We start from the raw sequence: 22,155 nt of genomic DNA on the forward strand, positions 1-22,155 counted from the left end.
TAGCCCGGGCGCCGCCGCAGCATCGGGCGGCGCCTGGCGCAGGCCTCTTAAGAAATGGCTACCGGGAAGATCGCCCCCAGGATCATCGCGCCGAGGATCGCTCCGCCGGTGATCGGTTTACCCCAGATATAGAACAGCAGCGCGCCGAGCAGCGAACCGATGCCGATCGGGATCGAGGCGGTCATTGCCGACAGGATGATCAACGGCCCGAGGAAGCGGCCCGAGGAGTTGCCCGCCCCCATCATCACGTCCGCCCCGTAGGTGGAGTTGCTTTGATTGATGGTGAATTTTCGCGCCAGAATGATCACATAACCGATCGCCAGGCCGATGATCAGGCCGGTGGCCAGCGAAGCGGCGAAGTTGGCGACCGGGAACACGATGCCGGCCCCCAAAAGCAGCGCCGGTACGCCCAGCCCGACGCCGGTCTGGATCGCGCCGCCGATGTCCAGGATGCCCACCAGCGAGCCTTCGATGATGCGCGCGAACAGGAAGCTGGCGCCGAACGCCGCCACCGCGCCATACACGCCGGTATCCATCCCCGCCCGCAGCATGGAAACGAACGCCACTTCGTTAAAGGCGCCGATGCCGTACAGGTAGTACATGTGCGTCCCGGCGAACACGCCGGAGGACAGCAGGCCAACAAAAATCGGGAATGACCAGTCGGCGTACCAGAAGCCTTTTTGGGTTTGTTCTTCCATCATCCCGCTCCTTATTTACCGCTCAGGGTATTGTGAATGGCGTCCAGCCAGCCCGGCACGCCGAGGCTGAAGGACTCGAGAACTTTCATGTCGAAGCCGCGGAAGAAGCCGCTCAGCACGAACAGCAGCACGATCACCGCCATCATGATCTTGGTGATCTTGTTCCAGCCGCTCTCTTCCACGCCTTTGCCGATCAGAATGCCCAGCACCAGGCCCGGTACGGCGTTGCCCATGATCAGCTGCGCCAGGCCGCCGAAGATGGTGCCCCAGAAGCCGGAACGGCGCCCGGCGTCGATCGCCGCCAGCCAGAAGATCACCGGCATCACGGTATTCACCAGCAGGTTGGCCGCCGGCACCAGCACCTTGATCGCGGTGACCTGCAGCGCGGCAGGCACGGCGGAAGCGGTGGTATTGAGGAAGGCCACCACCAGCATGCCGATGATGCCGCAGGCGATGGCCATTTTTTTCGGATCGTGCAGCGTTTGCGCCAGATTGCGGTTCTTGACCATCAGGGCCGACGCGCCCCAGTGCGGGATGATGCGGTGATCGACGTCCTGCGTGAAGGAACCCGCCGCTACGGAAGACGCCCAGGCGTTGAAGAAGAAGCCCAGACCGAATGAGAAGTGGGAAGCCGGATCGCCCTCGCAGGAGTTCAGCTCGCCCAGGGTGCGAAACGCCCCCATGCCCTGTGTTGTCGGTGCGTGGAACATGCGTGCGGCGCCGGCCCCTACGCCGACTCCCACCAGCCCACCGATAATAATCGATTTAAATAAGATGATTAAAAACATCAGTATACCCTTTCATTTATGCTAACGTTTTTATTTCGTGACGAAGACAACCTTCTCGGTATTGATAATGGTTACGTTCACGGTTATTTCCAGAGAAACGGCATAGCTCTTTCTTTCACGCGGCAAAAAGAAGAAAAGAAATTTCTCTTTTGTTATTTTCTCTTCCGCTTTCACCACGCTGACGTCCTGCGGCTCGATGCGCAGCAGAATATTGTTGGTGGACTTTAATACCGCGCCCTGCACATTAGCCAAAGCGGAAGCAAAAGCTTTCGCTTTGCTGTCGCCTTTACCCTCCACCTTTACCGATGTGGTATATTGCTCTTTCATTATGGGTTGCCATGTTTTTTGACGTAGGCTTCCACCAGTTTCTGGCCCAGCTCTTCTTTATCCATAAAGCCGAAACCCAGCACGTTGCAGCCTTCATTAATTGCCGTCACGCCCTCTTCCACCGAACGCATGCCGTATTTGGCTTTGTAGCCGTATTTGGTTTGCGCGGTAATCGCGCCGGCGCCACCGCTGCCGCAAAAAGAGATGCCCAGCTGCGCGTTTTCCGCTTTCATGACGTCGCCCAGCTTCATGTCCGCCGCCACGCCGGGGATAACCACCGCTTTTCCGCCTGCGTTTTCAACGCCCTGGCCGACTTTTTGCCCTTTGCCCAAACGATCGCCGATCACTACGGTAATTTGACCCATGTTATATTCTCCTGATTTAAATCGATGCATTAACCGCTATGCGTTATTATCTTTCGCCACTTCGAAGTGCACTGACAATAAATAGGCTTCTTCGATAGGCAATGTGTCAAACTGATCCACCACGCGCTCCGCCATTTGCATGGATTCGGCGGAGATTTCGTCGAACAATGATTTATCTACCTCCGGCAACGGCTCGCCGGTTATTGAACGCAGCACCATGGCACGAATATGCGATTCCAGCATCTGTTGCTGCACCGCATTGGTATAAATATTTTCAGCATTCAGCATCGCGGTAATATCCGCCAACACCCGAGCGGTGATCGCCCCGGCTTCGCTGACATCGGATTGTTCAATTTCTTTTATCGAAGCAGATCCATCATTCACTTTTCAGTACCCCTAGATCCCACATTAATCAGTAAGCCGTAAAGCGCATCACCTGAATAACCCGCTTTCTGTGATGTCTTTACCCTACTCCCGGTAGGATTTTCTGTGTAGACCGGTTTTTTCCAGTTCGAAGTGGAAATCGAATGACGCGCGGAGATCCATTTCGCAAAACGGCGCTGCGGCGAAAAAGTGAATGAGATAACAATTACATAACCCGGCTAACGGTTTTTTTTGCCTCGATTGACGATAAAAGCCTTCGTGATCGGGATCTCTTTCTTTTCTCGCCCCAACCGCCTACTATCAATAGGACAAATCGACATTACCCACACCCCCGCTCCTCTGGCGCGGGGGTGTTGCTTTGTGTTGTTTTTCCGAATTTATGGGTGCACAGACTGGCGCCCTTTGATTTGACTGGAGAGTGGAATGACCAAACCCATCATTACTATTAATGAGCTGGATGCGGAACGCCTGGATGCGCTATTGGAACAACCGGCCTTTGCCAATACCGACGTCGCCGCCGCGCTGAACGACGAATTGGATCGCGCGGAAATCCTGCCGCCGGAGAAAATGCCGGCCAACGTGGTGACCATGAACAGCCGCGTGCGTTTTCGCGATCTGCACACCGATGAAGAGCACGTGCGCACGCTGGTTTACCCGGCATCGCTGAAAGACAGCCACGATCAGCTGTCGGTGATGGCGCCGCTGGGCGCAGCGCTGCTTGGCATGCACGTCGGCAAGCAGATCTCCTGGCAATTGCCGAACGGTGAAGAAGCGCGGATTGAAGTGCTGGAGTTGTTGTACCAGCCGGAAGCGGCGGGCGAATACCACCGTTAAGCGGTTTTCAGGGCGGCATCCGGCCGCCCTTTCTGTCTCAGAGGCAGATAGCGATCAGCACGGCGATCAGCAGCAGCACGTAGATTTTGGCATGCAGCGCATCGCTCACCTTCGGCAAACAGCGCCTGGCAAACACGATCCCCGCAATCCCCGCGACCACCAACAACCCCAGAATGTTCAGATTGACGTAGCCCAGATACTGCGGCCCGCTCATCTCGTGCCACCCCAACACGATATACATCAGCGCCCCGATCACCGCCACCGGGATCGACAGCGGGTTGGCGGCGCTGACGCAATATTTCATGTCGTAGCCGTGGCGGCGCAGCAGCGGCACCGTCATCACGCTGCCGCCCACCCCCAGCAGCGTGGCGATGCCGCCGATCAGCGGCCCGCCGCCCCACAGCGTGGCAGGGGAAAGTTCAGCGCGTGCCGGTTTGGTCAGGAACCCCCGGCGGAACAGACAGTCGGCGATGGTCACCGCCATATAGGCCACGAACAGCACGCGGATCACGCCGTCCGCCAGCAGCGAGGAGGCAAACGCGCCCAGCGCAGCGCCGATGCCGATGAAAAAGATCAGCGGCACGATGGTTTCGCGCAGCAGGTTGCCGCTGCGCCAGTTGGTCAGCGTCGCGTAACTCGCGTTGAGGATCATCACCGCCGTCGAGGTTGCCACCGCGATATGCATCGCCTGGCCGGGCTGCTCGCCCGACACAGAGATCAAGTGATAGACGAAAGGCACCACTACAAAGCCGCCGCCGAAGCCGAACAGAATGGTGGTGATGCCGGTCAGAAAACCGGCCCCCAGTACAATCAACGTTTCAATCATGGCCGTGCGCCCGCACGAAGTCGTCGAACCCGGCGCAGAACTGCCCCGCCAGCGGGTGGAAGCGATCGCCGACGAACAGCCCCAGATACTGCTCACGCACGGCGTCATGGTCCACCAGCTCAATGCCCGCCTGTTCCGCCTGCGCCAGCGTCTGCGCATCCGGGAAACCCCAGTAGCGCGAATCGCCCTGCTTTTCCGCCGTTATCGCTTCGCTGTGCTCCGCCCGCATCAGCTGGCGCGCCAAAAAGGTGCCGCTTTGTACGCCCAGCAACATCATGTTTTCCAGGAACGACAGATCGTGGCGCAGCTCGGCGGGCAGACGGGCGATCACCGGGCCGGCGTCCCAGTGCTCATCCATTTCATGCAGCGTTACCGCACAGTCCCTGTCACCGTTCATCATCGCGCGGAACAGCGTCATCACCCCGCGATAGCGTGGCAAATCTCCCGGATGCAGGTTCCACAGCAGCTTGCCGCGTCGGCTGAAGGCGCGCACATAGTCGGCGGAAAATTTCTGATAACAGCGTAAAGAGATCACCCCGTCCATATGGCCCAGGCTGCTGATAAACGCGGCGTCATTGATGTCGAGAACGCGATGCGCTTTGACCCCGGCGGCGGCCAGGAACAGAGCCGGCGGCTGATAGGCGCCCTCACAGGCGGCGGCGTTGCGGCCAACGAACGGGAACACGAAATCATTCAGCACCTCGCGCTCATACAGCCCCAGGCGGCGAACCGCCGGCTCCTGCGTGCGCCCGGCGCTTTTCGCCAGGGGAAAATACACCGTAAAAGTACACTCGTCCCTCAGGGCGGCGATCAAATCCTGACACACCAGCCAGGAGAAAATGTCGTTGCCGACAAAGAGCGCTACGTTTTTCATACTTCAGCCTTCTTTGCATTGAAAATAGGGTTGTTGAACACGATCTTGCTGATATCCCGCGTGATGGATTCCATCGCCGAGGTGTAAAACAGATCGCCCTTGGCGGGCGCGCCAAGCGAGTAGAGATGCTGCTCACGGCCGCGTCGGTCGGCGATTTTCAGCGTGTGCGGGTTGCACTTCACGCCGCCGAACAGGTTCTCTTGCACCAGCCCGTCTTGCAGCAGCTGATGGCTCAGGCGGTTGGGCGGCAGTTGATAAGAAGGCGTGGTGCAGTTGAACAGATACTGCGCATGCACCCGCGTCTCATGACAACGAAGGATAAACCCGTCCGCCCCCTTACTGATATCCACCAGGCCGCCGCAGGCACGCAAGCGTTGGCTCTCCAGCGCCGCCACGATCTTGCTGGCGTTCTTTAGCGGCATGGCATGTCGATTGCGCATCCAGGAGGAGTTGTAAAAGCGCATGAAGACCTGCCGGTTGTTGGCATCCATCTTGACCCAGGCGGCGCACACCGCCGGGTGGATCGCCGCCAGATAGCTGCAGATATGCTCCCGGGCAAAACGCGCGCGATCGAGACTGTCTGCCAGATCGCGATAGCAATCGCGCCTTTCCCCCAGCGCCGAGAGCACCGTCAGCCGCTCCGGCCCCGGATAGTGGCGCGCCAGCGCGGCATTGATCGCATGTACCAGCTGATGCGCGTCAATAAAATCGCGGCCGGCGACAAAGCGCCGCAGCGCCTCAACAAACGCTTCCGGCGGCGGACGCATCAGCGCCGGCTGCACGCTGGGGAACAGGCCCGAACGCGACAGGGCACAGATGTCGGTCGCCCCCAGGCGCTCCATCAGCTCAACGATGGCGTCAATCGCCGTCAGGCTGCAGCCGATCACGCCAATGCTCGAATAAGGGTTGATCGGCGGCAGATCCTGGTGGGCCTGATAAGCGATCACGCCATCCACCGGATAGAGACATTCCGGCGGGTTGTGCCCCGAACACAGCACCAGCGCATTCATCTGTTCGGCGCTGCCACAGGTGGTGGTCAGCCGGTAGCCGGCTTCGAGCGGCGCGATGGCATTTACTTCGGCGGTCACGAAATTCAGCGCGACGTTACTGTCCGCCGCCATATAAATCGTCATGTCGCGAATAAAATCGAGATATTCCCGATACAGCCAGCGCGGCGGATAACGATCCTGGCAAAACTGCGGGAAATGCATGGCGATCCAATCAACGAAGTGCGTGTCGTCGAAAATATCCGCCGACATATTTTCCGGCGTCATATTTAATATATGGCTGTCAAAATCGCTGCTGTATGCCATTCCGCCCTTGAAGCCCTGCTTGTCGAACACCGTCAGGGAAAGCGGCCTTTTGCAATGATTAACCGACTTATTTTTTATAAAGTTATACGCAAAAGCGATCCCGGCGGCTCCGCCGCCAACCACACCGAACTTATACATGAAATATCACCTTATAGTCATTGAACTGCGCTAAGAACTATTGCTTCAGGTGTTGGAATAAAATGACGCTTTATTCCTTATTAACTTCTTGTATTGCGAGAACGAAAACCTTCGTCCCACCCCGGTGTGAAATCTTGCACGGGCTTTATGGCCGATAAAATAACGGCACCGCGAACAAGCATTATTTTTCTGCCCCGATAGTAGGGCGGCGACCGCTGGCTTGCTTTATATGAAAGGCCAACTATCATTGCGTTTCGGCCAATCTGCCCGCCAAAGGAAACACATGCGCAACGTCCGCATTGATGACATCGACCACGTAACGCGCGCGGTGATCGCCATCGGCACCGATTATCCGCCGGGACACCTGCTGCCGATGCACAGCCACCGGCGCGCGCAGTTGCTGTACGGCGCCACCGGCGTCATGCACGTTTTCACGCAGCAAGGCAATTGGGTCGTCCCGCCGCAGCACGCGGTATGGCTGCCGCCGCAGATGCCGCACGCGGTGAGGATGGTCGGCGTCACCACCCGCAGCCTATACCTCGAACCCGGCGCGTTGCCCGCCGAACGGCCGCAGGTATGCCAGGTGGTCAGCGTCACTCCGCTGATGCGCCAGCTGTTGATGGCGGCGGTGGATATGCCGCTGGAGTATGAACAAGAGGGGCGCGACGGAGCGCTGGCAACACTGCTGCTGCATGAGCTGGCCAGGCTGCAGCCCTTGCCGTTGCACATCCCGCTGCCCGCCGATCCTCGGTTAGGCGAGCTGTGCCGCGCCTTTTTGCAGCACCCCGACGCCCACGACTCCGCGCAGCGGTGGGCGCCTCGTCTGTACATGAGCATTCGCACCTTCAGCCGCTTCTTTCGCGCGCAGACCGGCCTGCCGTTTTCGCAATGGCGCCAGCGCGCCTGCGTGGTACTGGCGTTGGCGCTGCTGGCCGAAGGGCGCAGCGTAACGCAGGTGGCGATGGAAATGGGATATGACAGCAGCGCGGCGTTTTCAACCATGTTTCGCCGCGTGCTCGGGCAGGCGCCCTCCTCCTATTTGACGGAAGACGGGCGCGACGGTTGACGGATTAGCGGAATTTCTTGTGGTTGGCGTCGCGGGTTTGCTTGAAGCCCTGCGCCAGCTGCTTCGCTTCGGCGACTTTGCCCTGATTGGCCAGGGCCAGCGCCTGATCGATCTGGCCGATCAGGGTATCCAACCCGCTGCGGAAATCTTTCATCTCCGGGCTGTCGGCGGCTTTGTCTTCCAGCTTCGGCGGAGTGCCCTGTTTGGCATCCTGCGCGGCGGCGCGCATGTTTTGCAGGCTCTGTGTGAGGGTAGCGGCGGAATCGGTATTCAGCACCGTTTTATAGTTTTCCGCCAGGGTGTCCATATCGTCGCCCAGATCGGCAGCGACCGCCAGCGAACTGGCTGCCAGCAGCGTCAACGCCGCCAGCGCTTTCAGGGTATTCTGCATGTTTGCTCACCTTCCAGTTATTGTTTTAATTAACCCACCGTTACCATAGGCAAGGCCGGGCAAAACCGAAACCGGAGATTTGTAAGCAAGGTTGAGACGGGATAACGCGCGACCGGCGGGCGCCGGCCGCGCAGAGGATCACTGACCGGCGATCTTCATTTCCGGCAGCAGCACCGAACCGCACTGGATATTGCTGCGGGTTTCGATATCGCTGCCGACGCTGACGATGTTGCGCAGCATGTCTTTCAGGTTGCCGGCAATGGTGATCTCGCTAACCGGGTACTGGATCTCACCATTTTCCACCCAGAAACCGGCGGCGCCGCGCGAGTAATCGCCGGTGACGCCGCTGACGCCCTGGCCCATCAACTCGGTGACCACCAGGCCGGTGCCAAGCTGTTTCAACATGCCGGCGAAGTCCGCGCCCTGCCCGGCAATGCGCCAGTTATGGATGCCGCCGGCATGGCCGGTGCTGTGCAGGCCCAGCTTGCGCGCCGAGTAGCTGGTCATCAACCAGGTCTGCAGCACGCCGTCCTTGATGATATCGCGCCGCTGGGTGCGCACGCCCTCGCTGTCGAACGGCGTTGACGCCAGCCCTTTCAGCAGGTGCGGATGCTCCTCGACGGTCAACCATTCCGGCAGGATCTGTTTGCCGAGCGAGTCCAGCAGGAAAGTGGATTTACGGTAGACGCTGCTGCCACTGATGGCGCCCACCAGATGGCCGAAAAGCCCGGTGGCCACTTCGGAGGCGAACAGCACCGGCGCCTTCATGGTCGACAGTTTGTGCGGCGCAAGACGTGCCAGCGTGCGGCGGGCGCACTCCTGCCCCACCCACTCGGGGCTGTGCAGATCGCCCATCGCACGGCCGATGGTGTAAGCGTAATCCCGCTCCATATCGCCGTCCTGCTCCGCAATGACGCAGCTGGACAGCGAGTGGCGGCTGGAACAGTAGCTTTGCAGCATGCCGTGGCTGTTGCCGAACACCTTGATGCCGTAGTGGCTGTTGAAGCTGCCGCCTTCGGTATTGGTAATGCGTTTGTCCGCCGCCAGCGAAGCCTGCTCGGCGCGCGCCGCCAGCTCGATGCCGCGCTCGGCGTCCAGCTCGGTCGGGTGGAACAGATCGAGATCCGGCGCCTCGAACGCCAGCAGATCTTTCTCCGCCGGGCCGGCGCAGGGATCTTCAGAGGTGTAGCGCGCGATGTCCAGCGCAGCCTGTACGGTGCGGGCGATGGCGTCCGGGCTGAGATCGGTGGAAGAGGCGCTGCCTTTGCGCTGGCGGTGATACACGGTGATGCCCAGCGCGCCATCGCTGTTGAACTCGACGTTTTCCACTTCGCCGAAGCGGGTGCTGACGCTGATGCCGGTCGATTTGGTGACCGCCACTTCCGCCGCGTCGGAACCGGCGCGGGCCAGCTCCAGCGCCTGAGAAACGGCCTGTTCCAGCGCCTTGCGCTGTTCTGCAACTTGAGTGACTACTTTCATCAATCTGCCATAATTAATCAGAAAATCGTTGAGAAAAGTGCCGGAGCGGCGTAGTTGTGCACGCGGAGCGGCGCGCAAAAATCCTGAGAGCTCTGCCGTTGAGTCTAACAGGAACCGCGTTGAATTTCGCATAAAGCCGGCAACCTGTTAGGATTAGCCTCTTTTTAACGGAGCCTACCATGAACAAACAGCCTGAAGACTGGCTCGACGATGTCCCGGAGAATGAAAACGAGGACGATGACGAGATTATCTGGGTCAGTAAAAGTGAAATTAAACGTGATGCCGAAGCGCTGAAAGACCTGGGGGCCGAAATGGTCGATCTGGGCAAAAACGCGCTGGATCGCATTCCGTTGGATGAAGATTTGCGCGCCGCCATCGAGCTGGCGCAGAAGATCAAGAAAGAAGGCCGTCGCCGTCAGCTGCAGCTGATCGGCAAGATGCTGCGCGCCCGCGATATCGAGCCGATCCAGACCGCGCTCGACAAGCTGAAAAACCGCCACAACCAGCAGGTTTCGCTGTTCCATAAGCTGGAAGCGCTGCGCGACCGCCTGGTGGAAGAAGGCGATGACGTCATTCCGTCGATCCTGGATCTGTATCCAGCAGCCGATCGTCAACAGCTGCGTTCACTGGTGCGCAACGCGCAGAAAGAGAAGGCCGCCAACAAGCCGCCTAAGGCTTACCGCCAGATCTTCCAATACCTGCGCGAGCTGGCCGAAGCGGCTGACTAAGCGCCGCCGCCGTCCCGGGATGAACCCGTTTCATCCCCGGTGATGCGCCGGTTCGCCGCTGCTTTCGCGGATATTGAAGCGCAGGCTGCCTTCCAGCTCTTCTTCCGCTTCTTCAAACAGCAGAATGATTGCGCCGAAACGACGCTTGCTGCGGGCATTGAGGTGGGTGAACTCGATTTCCACCGGCAGACCGATATCGCCGGTCACCACGTCCCACAGCGCGTCGAGGTTGGCGCCAAACCCCTCGTCCAGCGCAAACTTGTGCGCGAAATCGCGGTAGAAGGTTGGCACGTCCTGGATCTGCTCAAAATCAAACTCTACTTTTGCCATCAAACTCACTCCACACGAATGAAGTTTTTGTAATGGTCGCGCGTGACGAAGATCAGACCGTCGCTCGAATACAACAGGCGATCGGCGCCGCGCCGGCCACACTGGTAATTGATGTCCGCTTCGCGCCAGACCCGGCCGCCGGCGCTCGGCAGTTGCCCTTCACGGTTAGAGAATCGATCGCCGCCAATCGCCTTGCCCGGCAATACTGCACAGAGGTTGCCTGAACGCGGATCCCAGCCCTGCTCGCGCGCCTGCTTCTTGGTGACGTAATAGTCCGGCAGCCGCTGATGCTGCTGCAGGTAGCTCACCACCGTTTGCTGCTGCGTGAGCCGGTCGATGCTCTGCTGCTGGCCCGCCGGTGCCGGCACCCTCGCCGGATTGCCGTCGATCGCACGGTGCTCGTTGCCGCGCAGCGCGCTGAAGACGGCGATGACCACGGCGATGACAATCGCCAACAGAATCCGCTTGTTCATGACATTCCCTGAAATTATGCCGCCGAAGGCGCCGCAGCTCCCCCAGGCTAGTTAGGTATATAGTCGACCTGGATGAAACTAAGATGACCGGCACGTCACGTTTTCGCGGCGGTAAGCGTTTCATCCATTCATGACAATGATGCCACTTTCCAGCCGTTCTGGCACTCGGAGTCTCTCTGAAAACGGGCCGCCTCTTATGAGACGGCCCGCCAGATCGGGCACTGCTTTCAGTATAGTCAGGGAAGGCGCCGCACAACGCGGCGCAACAGGAGGGAACGCATCAATCGATCAAGGCGTGACGATAGCGATGCAGCATATCGGCCAGGCGTTTCACGGGCCCGGTGACGATGAGCGGTGCCTGATTGTCGACCAGCTTCTGCTGGTACTCATTCATCTCACCCAGCAAGCGATCGTAGTAATAGGCGCGCTTGACGTCGTTCTTGGCGGAGACCACCCGATCGGCGGTGCTGCGGATCTGGCGGTGGAAGGCCGACAGCTCTTCGCTGGCCGGAATTTCCGCTCGCTGCATGCGCTGGTGGGCGATGATCAGGTTCAGCGCCAGACGATACTTGGCGATGTCGTTCGGGAACATCATCAGCAGCTGATTAAGCTGCTGATACAGCGCAGGCAGGTGGTTTTGCCGACGGCGCGCCGCCTTGGTGGTCAGCGCCGACACCGCGCTGCTGACGAACTGGTTGAGCAACGTGCGGCCGGTGCGTTCGCGCGAATTATCGCGGATCAGCAGCAGCACCATCAGCCCAACGCAGCTGCCGAGGAACTGGCCCAGCGCCCCATCGAGAAACTGGGTCACGTTGAACTCCATCGGGTTGCTCAGCACCAGAATGTTGATGGTCCCCGCCAGCAGCCCCAGCGAACCGAGCCGCCGCTTCTGCACCTCGATGCCGATGAAAAACGCCAGCAGGCCGAGGCTGAGACACAGCAGCAAAATGCTCTGCTGGGTCGCCGGCAGGATCACCATGAAGAACAGGGAACCGACCGGGATCGCCGCCAGCATGCCCAGCACGAAATCCATCGCCACCATGCGCGGCGCCGGGGTGCGCATCGCCAGCGAGGTGATCACCGCGATGATCACCATAAAACCGCTGCCGGACGTCCAGCCGGTCCACAGCCACAGCAGGCTGCCGAAGGCCGTCGCCACAAAGGTACGCAAGCCGTTGATCATCGCGTGATGCCCTTCCGCCGAAGTCGGTTTGACCACGGTTTCGTTGCTCAACACTCCCTCTTCCACCGCGCTGATGCTGCAGTTGGCGTGCACGCCTTTCGACAGCAACAGGTAGCGCGTCGCCGCGCCGACCCAGCCGGTGATGGTCGGCAGCGTTTCCTCGGAACGATGCGTGGTCAGCACCTGGCGCAACAGCTTCATGCGCTTGTGGATCTCCTGCGGGGTTTCCGCCGGGACCATCAGTTGCTCCCGCAGGCTGTCTTTCAGTGCCTCCGGGTGATTCAACAAGATCAGATAGGTTTCGCAGGCCTGGGTGATCAGCGTCAGCGACAGTGTATGCAGCGCCTTCACCCGTCGATTGACCTTCTGCCAGCGCGAGGACTCCATCATCAGGTTGTTGCGCATGCCGTCCAGGGCCGTGGTGCTCTTGACCAGATTGCTCCAGGCGCGATCAATGTCTTCTTTGTCGGCGTTGCTGATGCACATCTGCATCAGGCGGTATTGAGCCACCAGCAGCTGATCCACCGCCCGATCGATGTCCTGTTTGATCGAACGCGGCGAGAACAGCAGATCCGCCAACACGGCGCTGACGATCCCCAGCACGATCTCGCTGCAACGCTCGATGGCGAACTGCGGCGCTTCCAGCAGATGAGACTCGCTGGTAGCGACCGTCACGATGATGATCAGCGCGGTATATCCGGCCAGCCCCCAGGCATAGGAGTTCTCCACCTTGATGAGTGAAGAAAGCCAGGTGCAGAAACCGGCCCAGATGCAGCACAGCAGCAGCATCACCACCGGCGCGCGGGCGGTGGTGATGATAATGATCAAGCCGACGAAGCAGCCGATAAAGGTGCCGATGATACGCAGCCAGCCGCGGTGGCGGATGGCGCCGGAGAAGGGTTCACCGCCGGCGGCAAAGGCCGGGCCGGCGGCGACGATGGCGGCGGTCATCGCCGACCAGCGCGGGGTTTCCAGATTGAGATGGAAGCCGACGAACAGCGCAAACACAATCGCGAAGCTGAGTTTGAAGGCGAATCTCAGCCGGATAAAGGTTGGGCTGCTCATTAGCCGAACTCACGCAGCCGGTGCATCAGGCGCACAAAAGGTGAGCCGCTGTCGGCATTGCGATCGTTTTTGCCAACGATCACCACGGTGGCGGTGGTGCCGGCCGGGTACGGATGCTGTTGGTCCTTGGCGTCCAGCAGGATCTTTACCGGCACGCGCTGGGCCAGGCGCACCCACTCCAGGTTGCTGTCGATCGAGGCCAACCCTTTGTTGTTCACCGTGCTGCTGCTGTTGTTCACCGCCGCCGCCACGCTGTCGACGGTGCCGTGCATGATGCGGTTACTGCCGAGCGGAGTGATCTCCGCGCGATCGCCCTTATTCAGGCCGTTCAGCTTGGTCTCTTCCAGGTACGCCAGGATGTAGAAGGAATCTTTCTTCACCAGCGCCACCGCCACCGACCCACGGGTGATGTATTCACCGGCGTGTACGTTGAGGTTGGTGATCCAGCCATCGGCCGGGGCGCGCACCGTGGTGCGCTCCAGATCCAGCTGCGCCAGCTCGCGCGCCGCAATGGCCTTCGCCAGCTGGTGCTGCACGGTCTGCAGCGAGTTGTTCGACTGGTCAATCTCTTCCTGCGACATCGCCTGCACGCCCAACTTCACGCGGCGGCCGGCCTCACGCCGTTTCTCCGCCGCCAACGTCTGATAGTAGGCGACGTCGGCGCCGGCTTCCGCCAAGGCCTGCTCATAACGCGGCCGATCGACCACGAACAGCACCTGACCTTTCTTCACCAGCTGGTTGTCCACCACCGGCACGTCGGTCAGCAGGCCGCTGACGTCCGGCGCGATCGCCACCACGTCGGCGGTGAACTTGGCATCACGCGTCCACGGCGACTCGGTGTAGAACACCCAGGCCTTGAATACCGCGGCAATGCCCAGCAGCACAAGAATCAAAGTGATCGCGATTCGGGTTATTTTTATCGAAAAATTTTTCACAGCGACCTCAAACAAAAAGACACGAAATCAGATAAAACAAGCAGCAATACAGCGCGGTATTAAACAGCGCCGGATGCCAGACAAAATCGTAAATCCCCGTCGGCTGCAGCAGGCGGCGCAAGAGAAAAAACAGCGCCAGCGACACCAGCAGCTCGAAAAACACCGGCGGAAACGACAGTCCGAAGATGACCATAACCGGAAGCAAACTCATCACTTTTTCCTTATTGTTCACTGCGCCGGGGAAAGACACATCTCGCCATTCACATTCTCTTTACATTTTAGCGTGCGCGCGCCACAAATCTTGACCAGACAGCTTGTCCAGGTCACGAACCCGAAAAAAGGTTAAACTTTGGGGCAGACGTCCACGACAGGGATTGCGAGGGTGCCGGAGGAGCGGCAGGATTACGTCGCCGATCGCTCTCGCACGTTGGTAAGGTCTATTCACCCGACCACGTTATATTAGCCTGCTTACTATCAAGGCATCAACAATCTGTGATCTAAATCACTTTTAAGCCAGAGTGAATAATGGAAAGATTAAAACGGATGTCGGTATTCGCCAAAGTGGTTGAGTTCGGGTCGTTTACCGCGGCCGCGCGCCAACTCGGCATGAGCGTTTCATCGATCAGCCAAACCGTCTCGAAACTGGAAAATGAGCTGCAGGTCAAGCTGTTGAACCGCAGCACGCGCAGCATCGGCCTGACTGAGGCCGGCAAAATCTACTATCAGGGCTGCCGACGCATGCTGCAGGAAGTCAGCGAAGTGCATGAGCAGCTGTACGCGTTTAACAATACGCCCGCCGGTACGCTGCGCATCGGCAGCTCATCCACCATGGCGCAAAACGTGCTGGCGAACATGACCGCCGAGATGATGAAAGAGTACCCGGGTCTGACGGTCAACCTGGTGACCGGCATTCCGGCGCCGGATCTGATCACCGACGGGCTGGATCTGGTGATCCGCACCGGGGCGCTGCAGGACTCCAGCCTGTTCTCCCGCCGCCTGGGGCAGATGCCGATGGTGGTGTGCGCCGCCAAAAGCTACCTGAGCCAACACGGCACGCCGCAGAAGCCGAGCGACATGGTCAACTTCTCCTGGCTGGAGTACAGCGTGCGGCCCGACAGCGAATTCGAACTGATGTCGCCGGAAGGCATCACCACGCGCATTTCCCCGCAGGGGCGCTTCGTCACCAACGACTCTTCCACCATGATCCGTTGGCTGAAAAACGGCGCCGGCATCGCCTACGCTCCGCTGATGTGGGTGATCGAAGAGATCAAACGCGGCGAAATTGAGATCCTGTTCAAAAGCTACCATTCGGATCCGCGGCCGATCTACGCGCTCTATACCGAGAAGGACAAATTGCCGCTGAAGGTGCAGGTGTGCATCAATTATTTAACCGACTATTTCGAACGCGTCGCGGCAGTCTATCAGGGCTATCGCTGAGCCGTGCTCAAATAACGGTGCGCCAGCGCACCCAGCAGCGTCAGCGCCAACATACCGAGGCCCCACAACAGCCAGACGGCGTAGCCCGCCCAGGTCAGCAGCAGAGGAAAATAGCTCGCCAGCCCGCTGGCCAGCTGTTTCAGCCACGGTAGCCAGACGTCCAACACCGCCTGCGGCACCAGGCTCAGCGCACCGTTCACCGGCAACGATGCTTTCCCGGCTGCCTCCGCCAACGTCGGGAGCCAGGCCAGCCCCCCGGCGACGCCCCAGGCCAGCAGCGTCCACAGCACCATGGCACCCAGCAGCAGCGCGAGTGTCCAACCGCCCCGGTTCACGGCACACCGCCGCCGCACTGCGGACAAAAGCGGCTCCCCGGCGGCAGCGGCGCGGCGCACTGTCCGCAGGTGGCGCTCGCCGCGGCAAACGGCTGACCGCAGCGGTGGCAATAACGGGCGCCCGATTTATTCACGGCCCGGCATTCCGGACACTGCGGCCCCGGCTCGCCATGCTGGTTATAGCGGTTGCCATGATGCCCACCGCCGTGGCTCGCACGCAGATGACCGCCGTTAATACCGCCTTGCCCCAACAACCGTTTCAGTAAGCTCATCCCGCCTCTCCTCTGTGCATTGACGCTGAACCTCACTGTAAACCCTGGAGTAAACTCCAGGGTAAAGCCCGACGAGAAGGATTTACGTTTCATTACATCGTAAAAGTGGCAAGGCTTTGATGCCGTTAACAAAAGCACCATCGGCATTATCCCACGCCACCGCGCTGCGTTATGCTGCGGAAACCTCTCCCTGCATCAGGAATAACCATGAAAAAAATCATACTGGACTGTGACCCGGGGCATGACGACGCCATCGCCCTGTTGCTGGCCTGGGGCAATCCGCAGATCGACCTACTGGCGGTCACCACCGTGGTGGGTAACCAAACGCTGGACAAAGTGACGCGCAACGCGCTGGCGGTGGCCCGCATCGCCAATATCACCGGCGTACCCTTCGCCGCCGGCTGCCCGCGCCCGCTGGTGCGCAATATCGAAGTGGCGCCCGACATTCACGGCGATTCCGGCCTCGATGGCCCGGTGCTGCCGGAACCCCACCTGCAGCTGGACTCGCGCCACGCGGTGGATCTGATCATCGAGACCGTGATGGCCCACCCGCCCGGCAGCGTGACGCTGGTGCCTACCGGCGGCCTGACCAATATCGCCATGGCGGTGCGTAAAGAGCCGCGCATTGCCGAGCGGGTCAAGGAAGTGGTGCTGATGGGCGGCGGCTACCATGTGGGCAACTGGAGCGCGGTGGCGGAGTTCAATATCAAAATCGATCCCGAAGCGGCGCACATTGTATTTAACGAAAAATGGCCGCTGACCATGGTCGGGCTGGATCTCACTCACCAGGCTTTGGCCACGCCGGCAGTCTGCGAACGCATCGCCGCCCTCGGCACCCGGCCGGCCGCCTTCGTCGGCGAACTGCTGGCATTCTTTGGCCGTATGTACCGGCAGGCGCAGGGCTTCAGTGCCCCGCCGGTGCACGATCCTTGCGCGGTGGCCTATGTGATCGATCCGAGCGTCATGTCGGTGCGCAAAGCGCCGGTGGATATCGAGTTGACCGGCACCCTGACGTTGGGCATGACGGTCGCGGACTTCCGCGCGCCGCCGCCGCCGGACTGCCACACCCAGGTCGCGGTCAAACTGGATCAGGATAAATTCTGGGATCTGGTGGTGGATGCGCTGGAACGGATCGGCGACGTGGAGTAAGCGCACAAGAGACGAGACTAACGCGCTTGGGCAGGCGCGTTAGTCTGTATTCTGCCGCGGCAACGGGGAGGCTCAAGTCATAACTGCTTTTATTTCCAATGCAGCATAACAATCCTAATAATAAATCATTTCATGAAAATTTAAAAAAACAGATAAAGACAAGAAGAATCCTAATAAAAATAATAAAATGAAAATCACATTGAATTTAAAAATCAGCAATGAGAAACGATGAGGTAAATTTCCGCCGTCGCGCCGACACTGACGACATCAATTAAAAAAGCAGATACCTCTTTTATTCTTCACAGGGCCTGCCAATATAGGCCATTGCCGGGATACCCCACGATATTCGCGCACGCAGGAATCACAATCAACCATTTGATTTAAATTGATAAAAACAAGAATTAGATTATGAATTGACTGAATCACAATAGATTTGAGAAAATGGCGCGTCTGTTTTTGCAAACAACAAACATACCTTTTGCGGGTGAAAAATACGGCTTAAACTTTCTTTGGGTACACAGCCTCGCGCATTCTCAAGGCAAACATTATTTATCGCTTCACCATAAAGACGGTTTAAATTTCCCGTGAGACATTTGCGAATTGAACATTACACGCATTTCAATATCAGGACAAAGGAAAGGGAATAATAAAAACATGCATTCAATAAACGCTATCAGGCCATGGCAGGTTAACCATGGCCGATAAATCTCCCGCTAACGCAGCGACCATCGCCGTGCTGCCCCTGCTGCTGATCTGGATGACGGTGATCCTGCCGATTTATTACCCCAATATGGGCGGCGACGGTCTGGCGCTGCCGCAAAACATTCTGGCCTGGGCCGTCATGGCGCTCACCACGCTGATAGTGACGTTCACCGTTTGCCTTGGCCGTACCCGTCTTTCGCTGACCCCCACCGCACGCCTGTTGCTGCTCGGCATCGCCGTGCTGGCGCTGCCGCTGCTGTATACTCGCTCCGAGTGGCGCGAAGACGCCCTGTGGCGCTGCGCCGGTCTGCTCGGTGGTTGGCTTTTCTATGTCGCCTGCCTGCAGCTGCGCCTAACCCCCAGGCAGCGCAACCTGTTGCTGTACGGTCTGCTGTTCGCCGTCGGCGTTCAGGCACTGCTGGCGGCTCTGCAACTGTTCGCCCCCGCGCTGGCTTGGGTATCCCCTAACGGCAGCCGGGTCTACGGCGTCTTTCAGCAACCGAACGTGCTGGGCAGCTTTATCGCCACCGGGTTGGCTTTGGCGCTCTGGCAGCTGCTGGCTCCCCTCTCTGCGCCAACGCGGCGGCGGCAAATCCCGCTGCTCGCGCTGCTGGCCGCTTTCTCAGCCCTGCTGGTACTGATCCAGTCGCGCGCCGCCTGGTTGGGGGCCGCATTGGCGGCGCTGCTACTGCTGTGGCGCTTTGCCCGCCACCGCACGCTCGAAAGCCGCTGGGCGGGTGGCGCGCTGCTGCTGGGCGCCGCGATCGGTCTGACGGTGCTGTTCACCGGCTTTGGCCTGGATGGCCGCGCAGGTCTCATCGCACGCGAAGGCTCTAATTATTCACGTCTGACCATGCTGCAAGACACCGTCGCCATGATTTTCGCCAAACCGCTGCTGGGCTGGGGCTATGGCGGCTTTGAATACAGCTTCGCGCACTTCCGCCTGCAGACAATGCCCTGGCGAGAAGTGCTGGAAGTCGCCGGGCATCCGCACAATGAAATCCTGCTGTGGTGGGTTGAGGGCGGCCTGCCGGCGCTGGCAGGTATCGCTATCGTCATCGTCGCCGGCGCGCTGCTGCTGAAACGCGCCTGGCAACGGGATCGCGAAGCGCCGGCCGGTGCGCGCGTCGGGCTGTTTCTGGTGCTGCTGCCAATGTTGATACACACCCAACTGGAATACCCTTTCTATCTGTCTGCGCCGCATTGGCTGGCGTTTCTGCTGCTGCTGGCACTGTTGGACGGCCAAACCGGCGCCCCACGCCCGCTGCCGTTAGCCAAAGCCCTAAGTCTGCCTGTAGCAATGGCGGCGCTCGGCGTGTTAGTGATGGCGGTCTTCGCCTGGCAAGGGCGCATGGCGCTCACCCAATCGGAGCGCACGATGCTGGCCACCATCGACAGCATCGAGCAGATGCCGCCGCCGGCCGCCTGGATCTATCGGGAGCGCAAAACGTTCGACGAGCAATCTCACGCGCTGCTGGTCTATAACCAAACGCGCGATGATGCCCTGTTGACCGACTATCGGCAGTGGGCCAATGCCTATCTGCAGCGCCGTATCGACGCCAACGTCTACGCCACGCTGATCATGATCTTGCGCTATCAGGGGGATCAGGCACAAGCCGAGGCTCGCCTGCGGGAAGCCGCTTTTCTGTTTTCTCGGGATGCGCGGTTTAGGTAGGGACAACAAGGTGAGAGCGATGCCTCGTCGCTCTCACCTGTGTCATTTTATGTAGTAAAATCAACGCGGCAATATCGCGCACTCTTTATCCAGCAGCGACTCTACCGAAGCGCGGTTGCCAACGTCCCAGCCGCGCTTCGAGGCCAGCAAGATAAAACCCCGTTGGCCGGCAAACGTGGTGGGCACTAACGCCACGCCATATTCCGCCAGCTGCTGCGGCGACAGATGGAAATAACCCGCCAGATCCTTAATCGGGTAAATGCCCATCGCGGTTGGCTGCATCACGCGTCGGGCATAGTAAGTGTGGCGCAACAGCTTATCCGGCAAAGGCCGCCATTGTTCCTGTATGTAGGGGCGTTCCGCCTGCAATTGACGCCGAACATCTTCGCGCAGACAGGTCAGGTGAATATGCAATTGGTTCTGGCTACGGCCGTAAGCGGAGTTGATCGCCATGCCCAACATATCATCCGGCACCGGCCCGCCATACTCGGCGGCCAACCGGTAACGCATCAGCCATGCATAGCCAAAATAGTCCGTCCGTTCCCCGGCCAGCAGCTGCGGGCTTTCAATACCGGAGAGCGGCGCCGTCGGCACCAGGATGAAGTGATAGGGATAACGCGGGTTTTGCAGCACGCTGAAGCCCTGCGCTTTCCCCTGCGGCATATAAATCTGCTCACACGGGGCAGGATCGCGCTTTTGCTGATAGTTGGCCATGCAGAGCTTATCGACCACGCCCCACAGCGCATCGGAACGGGCGCACCCCGTCAAGGAGAGAACCCCCAGCACCAGCAGCCAACGCCGGGTAGACACACCAAAGCACGCCATCGTCATCTTTCTCGGCATCATCGCCGCACAGCACTCTTTGCGCGGGCGAGAGAAAACTCAAAATGGGGAATGAACAAGGGGCCAATGCGGCCCCTTGAGGAAAAATTACGCCGTGCCGCCGACGGTCAGCGTGTCCAGTTTCAGCGTCGGTTGGCCGACGCCCACCGGCACACTCTGGCCTTCCTTGCCGCACACACCCACGCCTTTATCAAGCGCCAGATCGTTGCCGACCATCGAAATCTGCTGCATCGCCTCGATGCCGGAGCCGATCAGCGTCGCCCCCTTCACCGGCTTGGTGATACGCCCTTTCTCGATCAGATAGGCTTCGGTGGTGGAGAACACGAACTTGCCGGAGGTGATGTCCACCTGGCCGCCGCCAAAGTTCGGCGCGTACAGACCGTACTCGACGCTGGCGATGATCTCTTCCGGCGTCGATTTACCCGCCAGCATGTAGGTGTTGGTCATGCGCGGCATCGGCAGATGCGCATAGGACTCGCGGCGGCCGTTGCCGGTCGGCGCAACGCCCATCAGCCGCGCGTTGAGCTTGTCCTGCATGTAGCCTTTCAGCACGCCGTTTTCGATCAGTACGTTGTACTGGCCCGGCACGCCTTCGTCGTCGATCGCCAGCGAGCCGCGGCGCCCTTGCAGGGTGCCGTCATCCACCACGGTGCACAGCTCGGACGCCACCAGCTCGCCCATATGGCCGCTGAACACCGAGGTGCCGCGCCGGTTGAAGTCGCCTTCCAGGCCGTGGCCCACCGCCTCGTGCAGCAGTACGCCTGGCCAACCGGCCCCCAGCACCACCGGCATATTGCCGGCCGGCGCCGCCACTGCGCCAAGATTGACCAGCGCCATGCGCACCGCCTCTTGGGCATAGATATCGGCGCGCACCTCGCCGTCGACGGCTTCCAGGAAGTAGTCATAGCCGAAACGGCCGCCGCCGCCGCTGGAGCCGCGCTCACGCTTGCCGTCCTGCTCCACCAGCACGCTGACGGAAAGGCGCACCAGCGGGCGAACGTCCGCCGCCAGCGTGCCGTCGGTGGCGGCCACCAGCACCTGCTCGTAAACGCCGGTGATGCTGGCGTTCACTTCCTGCACCCGCGCATCGGCGGCGCGCGCCACCTTGTCGACGCGGTGCAGCAGGGCGATTTTCTCTTCGCGCGGCAGGCTTTGCAACGGATCGAGCAGCGGGTACAGCGCCTGATAACCGATTTCGCCCAGAGTATGCGCCTGCCCGTCGCCCTGCTCGCGCACGATGCTGCGCGCCGCCTGGGCGCTTTGCTGCAGCGCATTCAGGGTGATCTGATCGGCATAGGCAAAGCCGGTCTTCTCGCCGCTGACGGCGCGCACGCCGACGCCCTGGTCGATATTGTAAGAGCCATCCTTGATGATGCCGTCCTCAATCACCCAGGCTTCGTGATAGCTGGACTGGAAATAGAGATCGGCGTAGTCGATACGGCGTTCTGCCAGTTGACCCAGTACCCTGTACAGGTCTTGATGACTCAGCTTGTTGGTAGCGAGTAACTGCTCACTGACAAACGTCAGGCTCATAATGGTTTCACT

At 59.8% G+C, this 22,155-nt stretch carries 25 protein-coding genes; 6 read left to right on the top strand and 19 right to left on the bottom strand.

The window, feature by feature from the left end:
• Nucleotides 1-47: 47 nt before the first annotated feature.
• From ACSJLU_RS22085 to ACSJLU_RS22105, 5 genes are read right to left on the bottom strand one after another with little or no spacing between them, the layout of a single operon-like run.
• The gene (locus ACSJLU_RS22085; protein WP_004937013.1) at nt 48-698 is read right to left on the bottom strand and encodes a DUF4310 family protein; all 651 of its coding nucleotides are present in this window, start codon (nt 696-698) and stop codon (nt 48-50) included.
• Between the two features lie 11 nt (nt 699-709).
• Nucleotides 710-1,486, bottom strand: a complete 777-nt coding sequence (locus ACSJLU_RS22090; protein ID WP_049296278.1) for a DUF4311 domain-containing protein — start codon at nt 1,484-1,486, stop codon at nt 710-712.
• A 30-nt stretch (nt 1,487-1,516) separates the two neighbouring features.
• Nucleotides 1,517-1,813, bottom strand: a complete 297-nt coding sequence (locus tag ACSJLU_RS22095; RefSeq protein WP_004937003.1) for a DUF4312 family protein — start codon at nt 1,811-1,813, stop codon at nt 1,517-1,519.
• Entirely contained in the window at nt 1,813-2,178 is a 366-nt protein-coding gene (locus ACSJLU_RS22100) for a glycine-rich SFCGS family protein (RefSeq protein WP_004937000.1), read from the bottom strand. The genes ACSJLU_RS22095 and ACSJLU_RS22100 overlap by 1 nt, the downstream gene beginning before the upstream one ends.
• A gap of 36 nt (nt 2,179-2,214) precedes the next feature.
• Entirely contained in the window at nt 2,215-2,562 is a 348-nt protein-coding gene (locus ACSJLU_RS22105) for a glycine dehydrogenase (protein ID WP_025304384.1), read from the bottom strand.
• A gap of 423 nt (nt 2,563-2,985) precedes the next feature.
• On the opposite strand from ACSJLU_RS22105, the gene rnk reads away from it, so the two are divergent.
• Nucleotides 2,986-3,396: a nucleoside diphosphate kinase regulator gene (gene rnk / locus ACSJLU_RS22110; RefSeq protein WP_004936993.1), complete on the top strand. Its 411-nt coding sequence runs from the start codon at nt 2,986-2,988 to the stop codon at nt 3,394-3,396.
• A 37-nt stretch (nt 3,397-3,433) separates the two neighbouring features.
• On the opposite strand, the gene ACSJLU_RS22115 is transcribed toward rnk, so the two are convergent.
• Genes ACSJLU_RS22115 through ACSJLU_RS22125 form a run of 3 tightly spaced genes read right to left on the bottom strand, consistent with a single transcriptional unit; the run spans nt 3,434 to nt 6,547 of the window.
• Entirely contained in the window at nt 3,434-4,222 is a 789-nt protein-coding gene (locus ACSJLU_RS22115) for a sulfite exporter TauE/SafE family protein (protein WP_151428195.1), read from the bottom strand.
• Complete coding sequence (locus ACSJLU_RS22120; protein WP_043141942.1) at nt 4,215-5,096, bottom strand: formyltransferase family protein; 882 nt, start codon at nt 5,094-5,096, stop codon at nt 4,215-4,217. Before ACSJLU_RS22120 ends, ACSJLU_RS22115 begins: the two co-directional genes overlap by 8 nt.
• Nucleotides 5,093-6,547, bottom strand: coding sequence for an FAD/NAD(P)-binding protein (locus ACSJLU_RS22125; protein ID WP_025304387.1), 1,455 nt, complete (start codon nt 6,545-6,547; stop codon nt 5,093-5,095). Before ACSJLU_RS22125 ends, ACSJLU_RS22120 begins: the two co-directional genes overlap by 4 nt.
• A 283-nt stretch (nt 6,548-6,830) precedes the next feature.
• Here ACSJLU_RS22125 and ACSJLU_RS22130 point away from each other — a divergent pair, with 283 nt between their 5' ends.
• Nucleotides 6,831-7,613 (top strand): AraC family transcriptional regulator, encoded by a 783-nt coding sequence (locus ACSJLU_RS22130; protein ID WP_025304388.1) that lies wholly within the window; start codon nt 6,831-6,833, stop codon nt 7,611-7,613.
• 4 nt (nt 7,614-7,617) lie between these two features.
• Here the strand turns inward: ACSJLU_RS22130 and cybC are convergent, their stop codons facing one another.
• Both cybC and pmbA read right to left on the bottom strand, forming a co-directional pair.
• Nucleotides 7,618-8,004 carry a cytochrome b562 gene (gene cybC / locus ACSJLU_RS22135; RefSeq protein WP_016930224.1) on the bottom strand — a complete coding sequence of 129 codons (387 nt, stop codon included), beginning with the start codon at nt 8,002-8,004 and terminating at the stop codon, nt 7,618-7,620.
• Between the two features lie 138 nt (nt 8,005-8,142).
• Nucleotides 8,143-9,483, bottom strand: coding sequence for a metalloprotease PmbA (gene pmbA / locus ACSJLU_RS22140; RefSeq protein ID WP_151428194.1), 1,341 nt, complete (start codon nt 9,481-9,483; stop codon nt 8,143-8,145).
• Nucleotides 9,484-9,662: 179 nt separating this feature from the next.
• Here pmbA and yjgA point away from each other — a divergent pair, with 179 nt between their 5' ends.
• Nucleotides 9,663-10,211: a ribosome biogenesis factor YjgA gene (yjgA, locus tag ACSJLU_RS22145; RefSeq protein ID WP_004936968.1), complete on the top strand. Its 549-nt coding sequence runs from the start codon at nt 9,663-9,665 to the stop codon at nt 10,209-10,211.
• A 30-nt stretch (nt 10,212-10,241) separates the two neighbouring features.
• Here the strand turns inward: yjgA and ACSJLU_RS22150 are convergent, their stop codons facing one another.
• From ACSJLU_RS22150 to aaeX, 5 genes are all read right to left on the bottom strand, one after another.
• Nucleotides 10,242-10,541 carry a barstar family protein gene (locus tag ACSJLU_RS22150; RefSeq protein ID WP_004936963.1) on the bottom strand — a complete coding sequence of 100 codons (300 nt, stop codon included), beginning with the start codon at nt 10,539-10,541 and terminating at the stop codon, nt 10,242-10,244.
• A 5-nt stretch (nt 10,542-10,546) separates the two neighbouring features.
• On the bottom strand, nt 10,547-11,014 hold the full coding sequence (locus ACSJLU_RS22155) for a ribonuclease (RefSeq protein ID WP_025304391.1): 468 nt from the start codon (nt 11,012-11,014) through the stop codon (nt 10,547-10,549).
• 280 nt (nt 11,015-11,294) lie between these two features.
• Nucleotides 11,295-13,262 (bottom strand): p-hydroxybenzoic acid efflux pump subunit AaeB, encoded by a 1,968-nt coding sequence (gene aaeB / locus ACSJLU_RS22160; RefSeq protein WP_342096552.1) that lies wholly within the window; start codon nt 13,260-13,262, stop codon nt 11,295-11,297.
• Nucleotides 13,262-14,197 carry a p-hydroxybenzoic acid efflux pump subunit AaeA gene (gene aaeA, locus ACSJLU_RS22165; RefSeq protein WP_033644462.1) on the bottom strand — a complete coding sequence of 312 codons (936 nt, stop codon included), beginning with the start codon at nt 14,195-14,197 and terminating at the stop codon, nt 13,262-13,264. The genes aaeB and aaeA overlap by 1 nt, the downstream gene beginning before the upstream one ends.
• A 7-nt stretch (nt 14,198-14,204) precedes the next feature.
• Nucleotides 14,205-14,408, bottom strand: coding sequence for a p-hydroxybenzoic acid efflux pump operon protein AaeX (aaeX, locus tag ACSJLU_RS22170; protein ID WP_004936952.1), 204 nt, complete (start codon nt 14,406-14,408; stop codon nt 14,205-14,207).
• Between the two features lie 314 nt (nt 14,409-14,722).
• Here aaeX and aaeR point away from each other — a divergent pair, with 314 nt between their 5' ends.
• Complete coding sequence (aaeR, locus tag ACSJLU_RS22175) at nt 14,723-15,634, top strand: HTH-type transcriptional activator AaeR (RefSeq protein WP_025304394.1); 912 nt, start codon at nt 14,723-14,725, stop codon at nt 15,632-15,634.
• Here aaeR and ACSJLU_RS22180 read toward each other — a convergent pair.
• Together ACSJLU_RS22180 and ACSJLU_RS22185 are read right to left on the bottom strand one after the other, a co-directional pair.
• Complete coding sequence (locus ACSJLU_RS22180) at nt 15,625-15,969, bottom strand: hypothetical protein (protein ID WP_342096551.1); 345 nt, start codon at nt 15,967-15,969, stop codon at nt 15,625-15,627. The genes aaeR and ACSJLU_RS22180 overlap by 10 nt on opposite strands.
• Entirely contained in the window at nt 15,966-16,241 is a 276-nt protein-coding gene (locus tag ACSJLU_RS22185; RefSeq protein WP_025304396.1) for a zinc ribbon domain-containing protein, read from the bottom strand. The genes ACSJLU_RS22180 and ACSJLU_RS22185 overlap by 4 nt, the downstream gene beginning before the upstream one ends.
• A 207-nt stretch (nt 16,242-16,448) precedes the next feature.
• Between ACSJLU_RS22185 and uriH the strand changes: the two genes are divergently transcribed.
• Together uriH and ACSJLU_RS22195 are read left to right on the top strand one after the other, a co-directional pair.
• Nucleotides 16,449-17,390, top strand: a complete 942-nt coding sequence (gene uriH / locus ACSJLU_RS22190; protein ID WP_025304397.1) for a uridine-preferring nucleoside hydrolase UriH — start codon at nt 16,449-16,451, stop codon at nt 17,388-17,390.
• A 694-nt stretch (nt 17,391-18,084) separates the two neighbouring features.
• Nucleotides 18,085-19,767, top strand: a complete 1,683-nt coding sequence (locus ACSJLU_RS22195; RefSeq protein WP_313244118.1) for a PglL family O-oligosaccharyltransferase — start codon at nt 18,085-18,087, stop codon at nt 19,765-19,767.
• Nucleotides 19,768-19,827: 60 nt separating this feature from the next.
• Here the strand turns inward: ACSJLU_RS22195 and ACSJLU_RS22200 are convergent, their stop codons facing one another.
• Both ACSJLU_RS22200 and tldD read right to left on the bottom strand, forming a co-directional pair.
• Nucleotides 19,828-20,592: a CDP-diacylglycerol diphosphatase gene (locus ACSJLU_RS22200; RefSeq protein ID WP_043142154.1), complete on the bottom strand. Its 765-nt coding sequence runs from the start codon at nt 20,590-20,592 to the stop codon at nt 19,828-19,830.
• A 105-nt stretch (nt 20,593-20,697) separates the two neighbouring features.
• Nucleotides 20,698-22,143 carry a metalloprotease TldD gene (tldD, locus tag ACSJLU_RS22205; protein WP_169540443.1) on the bottom strand — a complete coding sequence of 482 codons (1,446 nt, stop codon included), beginning with the start codon at nt 22,141-22,143 and terminating at the stop codon, nt 20,698-20,700.
• Nucleotides 22,144-22,155: the final 12 nt, after the last annotated feature.

The sequence above is a fragment of the Serratia bockelmannii genome (genome assembly GCF_051803255.1).
Classification (GTDB): domain Bacteria; phylum Pseudomonadota; class Gammaproteobacteria; order Enterobacterales; family Enterobacteriaceae; genus Serratia; species Serratia bockelmannii.

What these genes read in the sequence shown, in the direction of transcription:
- ACSJLU_RS22100 (WP_004937000.1), bottom strand. Translation starts at nt 2,178, where the DNA reads ATGGGTCAAATTACCGTAGTGATCGGCGATCGTTTGGGCAAAGGGCAA.
- aaeB (WP_342096552.1), bottom strand. Translation starts at nt 13,262, where the DNA reads ATGAGCAGCCCAACCTTTATCCGGCTGAGATTCGCCTTCAAACTCAGC.
- ACSJLU_RS22200 (WP_043142154.1), bottom strand. Translation starts at nt 20,592, where the DNA reads ATGGCGTGCTTTGGTGTGTCTACCCGGCGTTGGCTGCTGGTGCTGGGG.
- pmbA (WP_151428194.1), bottom strand. Translation starts at nt 9,483, where the DNA reads ATGAAAGTAGTCACTCAAGTTGCAGAACAGCGCAAGGCGCTGGAACAG.
- ACSJLU_RS22150 (WP_004936963.1), bottom strand. Translation starts at nt 10,541, where the DNA reads ATGGCAAAAGTAGAGTTTGATTTTGAGCAGATCCAGGACGTGCCAACC.
- tldD (WP_169540443.1), bottom strand. Translation starts at nt 22,143, where the DNA reads ATGAGCCTGACGTTTGTCAGTGAGCAGTTACTCGCTACCAACAAGCTG.
- ACSJLU_RS22130 (WP_025304388.1), top strand. Translation starts at nt 6,831, where the DNA reads ATGCGCAACGTCCGCATTGATGACATCGACCACGTAACGCGCGCGGTG.
- uriH (WP_025304397.1), top strand. Translation starts at nt 16,449, where the DNA reads ATGAAAAAAATCATACTGGACTGTGACCCGGGGCATGACGACGCCATC.
- ACSJLU_RS22090 (WP_049296278.1), bottom strand. Translation starts at nt 1,486, where the DNA reads ATGTTTTTAATCATCTTATTTAAATCGATTATTATCGGTGGGCTGGTG.
- ACSJLU_RS22120 (WP_043141942.1), bottom strand. Translation starts at nt 5,096, where the DNA reads ATGAAAAACGTAGCGCTCTTTGTCGGCAACGACATTTTCTCCTGGCTG.
- cybC (WP_016930224.1), bottom strand. Translation starts at nt 8,004, where the DNA reads ATGCAGAATACCCTGAAAGCGCTGGCGGCGTTGACGCTGCTGGCAGCC.
- ACSJLU_RS22115 (WP_151428195.1), bottom strand. Translation starts at nt 4,222, where the DNA reads ATGATTGAAACGTTGATTGTACTGGGGGCCGGTTTTCTGACCGGCATC.
- yjgA (WP_004936968.1), top strand. Translation starts at nt 9,663, where the DNA reads ATGAACAAACAGCCTGAAGACTGGCTCGACGATGTCCCGGAGAATGAA.
- aaeX (WP_004936952.1), bottom strand. Translation starts at nt 14,408, where the DNA reads ATGAGTTTGCTTCCGGTTATGGTCATCTTCGGACTGTCGTTTCCGCCG.
- ACSJLU_RS22085 (WP_004937013.1), bottom strand. Translation starts at nt 698, where the DNA reads ATGGAAGAACAAACCCAAAAAGGCTTCTGGTACGCCGACTGGTCATTC.
- ACSJLU_RS22125 (WP_025304387.1), bottom strand. Translation starts at nt 6,547, where the DNA reads ATGTATAAGTTCGGTGTGGTTGGCGGCGGAGCCGCCGGGATCGCTTTT.
- ACSJLU_RS22195 (WP_313244118.1), top strand. Translation starts at nt 18,085, where the DNA reads ATGGCCGATAAATCTCCCGCTAACGCAGCGACCATCGCCGTGCTGCCC.
- rnk (WP_004936993.1), top strand. Translation starts at nt 2,986, where the DNA reads ATGACCAAACCCATCATTACTATTAATGAGCTGGATGCGGAACGCCTG.
- ACSJLU_RS22155 (WP_025304391.1), bottom strand. Translation starts at nt 11,014, where the DNA reads ATGAACAAGCGGATTCTGTTGGCGATTGTCATCGCCGTGGTCATCGCC.
- ACSJLU_RS22095 (WP_004937003.1), bottom strand. Translation starts at nt 1,813, where the DNA reads ATGAAAGAGCAATATACCACATCGGTAAAGGTGGAGGGTAAAGGCGAC.
- aaeR (WP_025304394.1), top strand. Translation starts at nt 14,723, where the DNA reads ATGGAAAGATTAAAACGGATGTCGGTATTCGCCAAAGTGGTTGAGTTC.
- ACSJLU_RS22185 (WP_025304396.1), bottom strand. Translation starts at nt 16,241, where the DNA reads ATGAGCTTACTGAAACGGTTGTTGGGGCAAGGCGGTATTAACGGCGGT.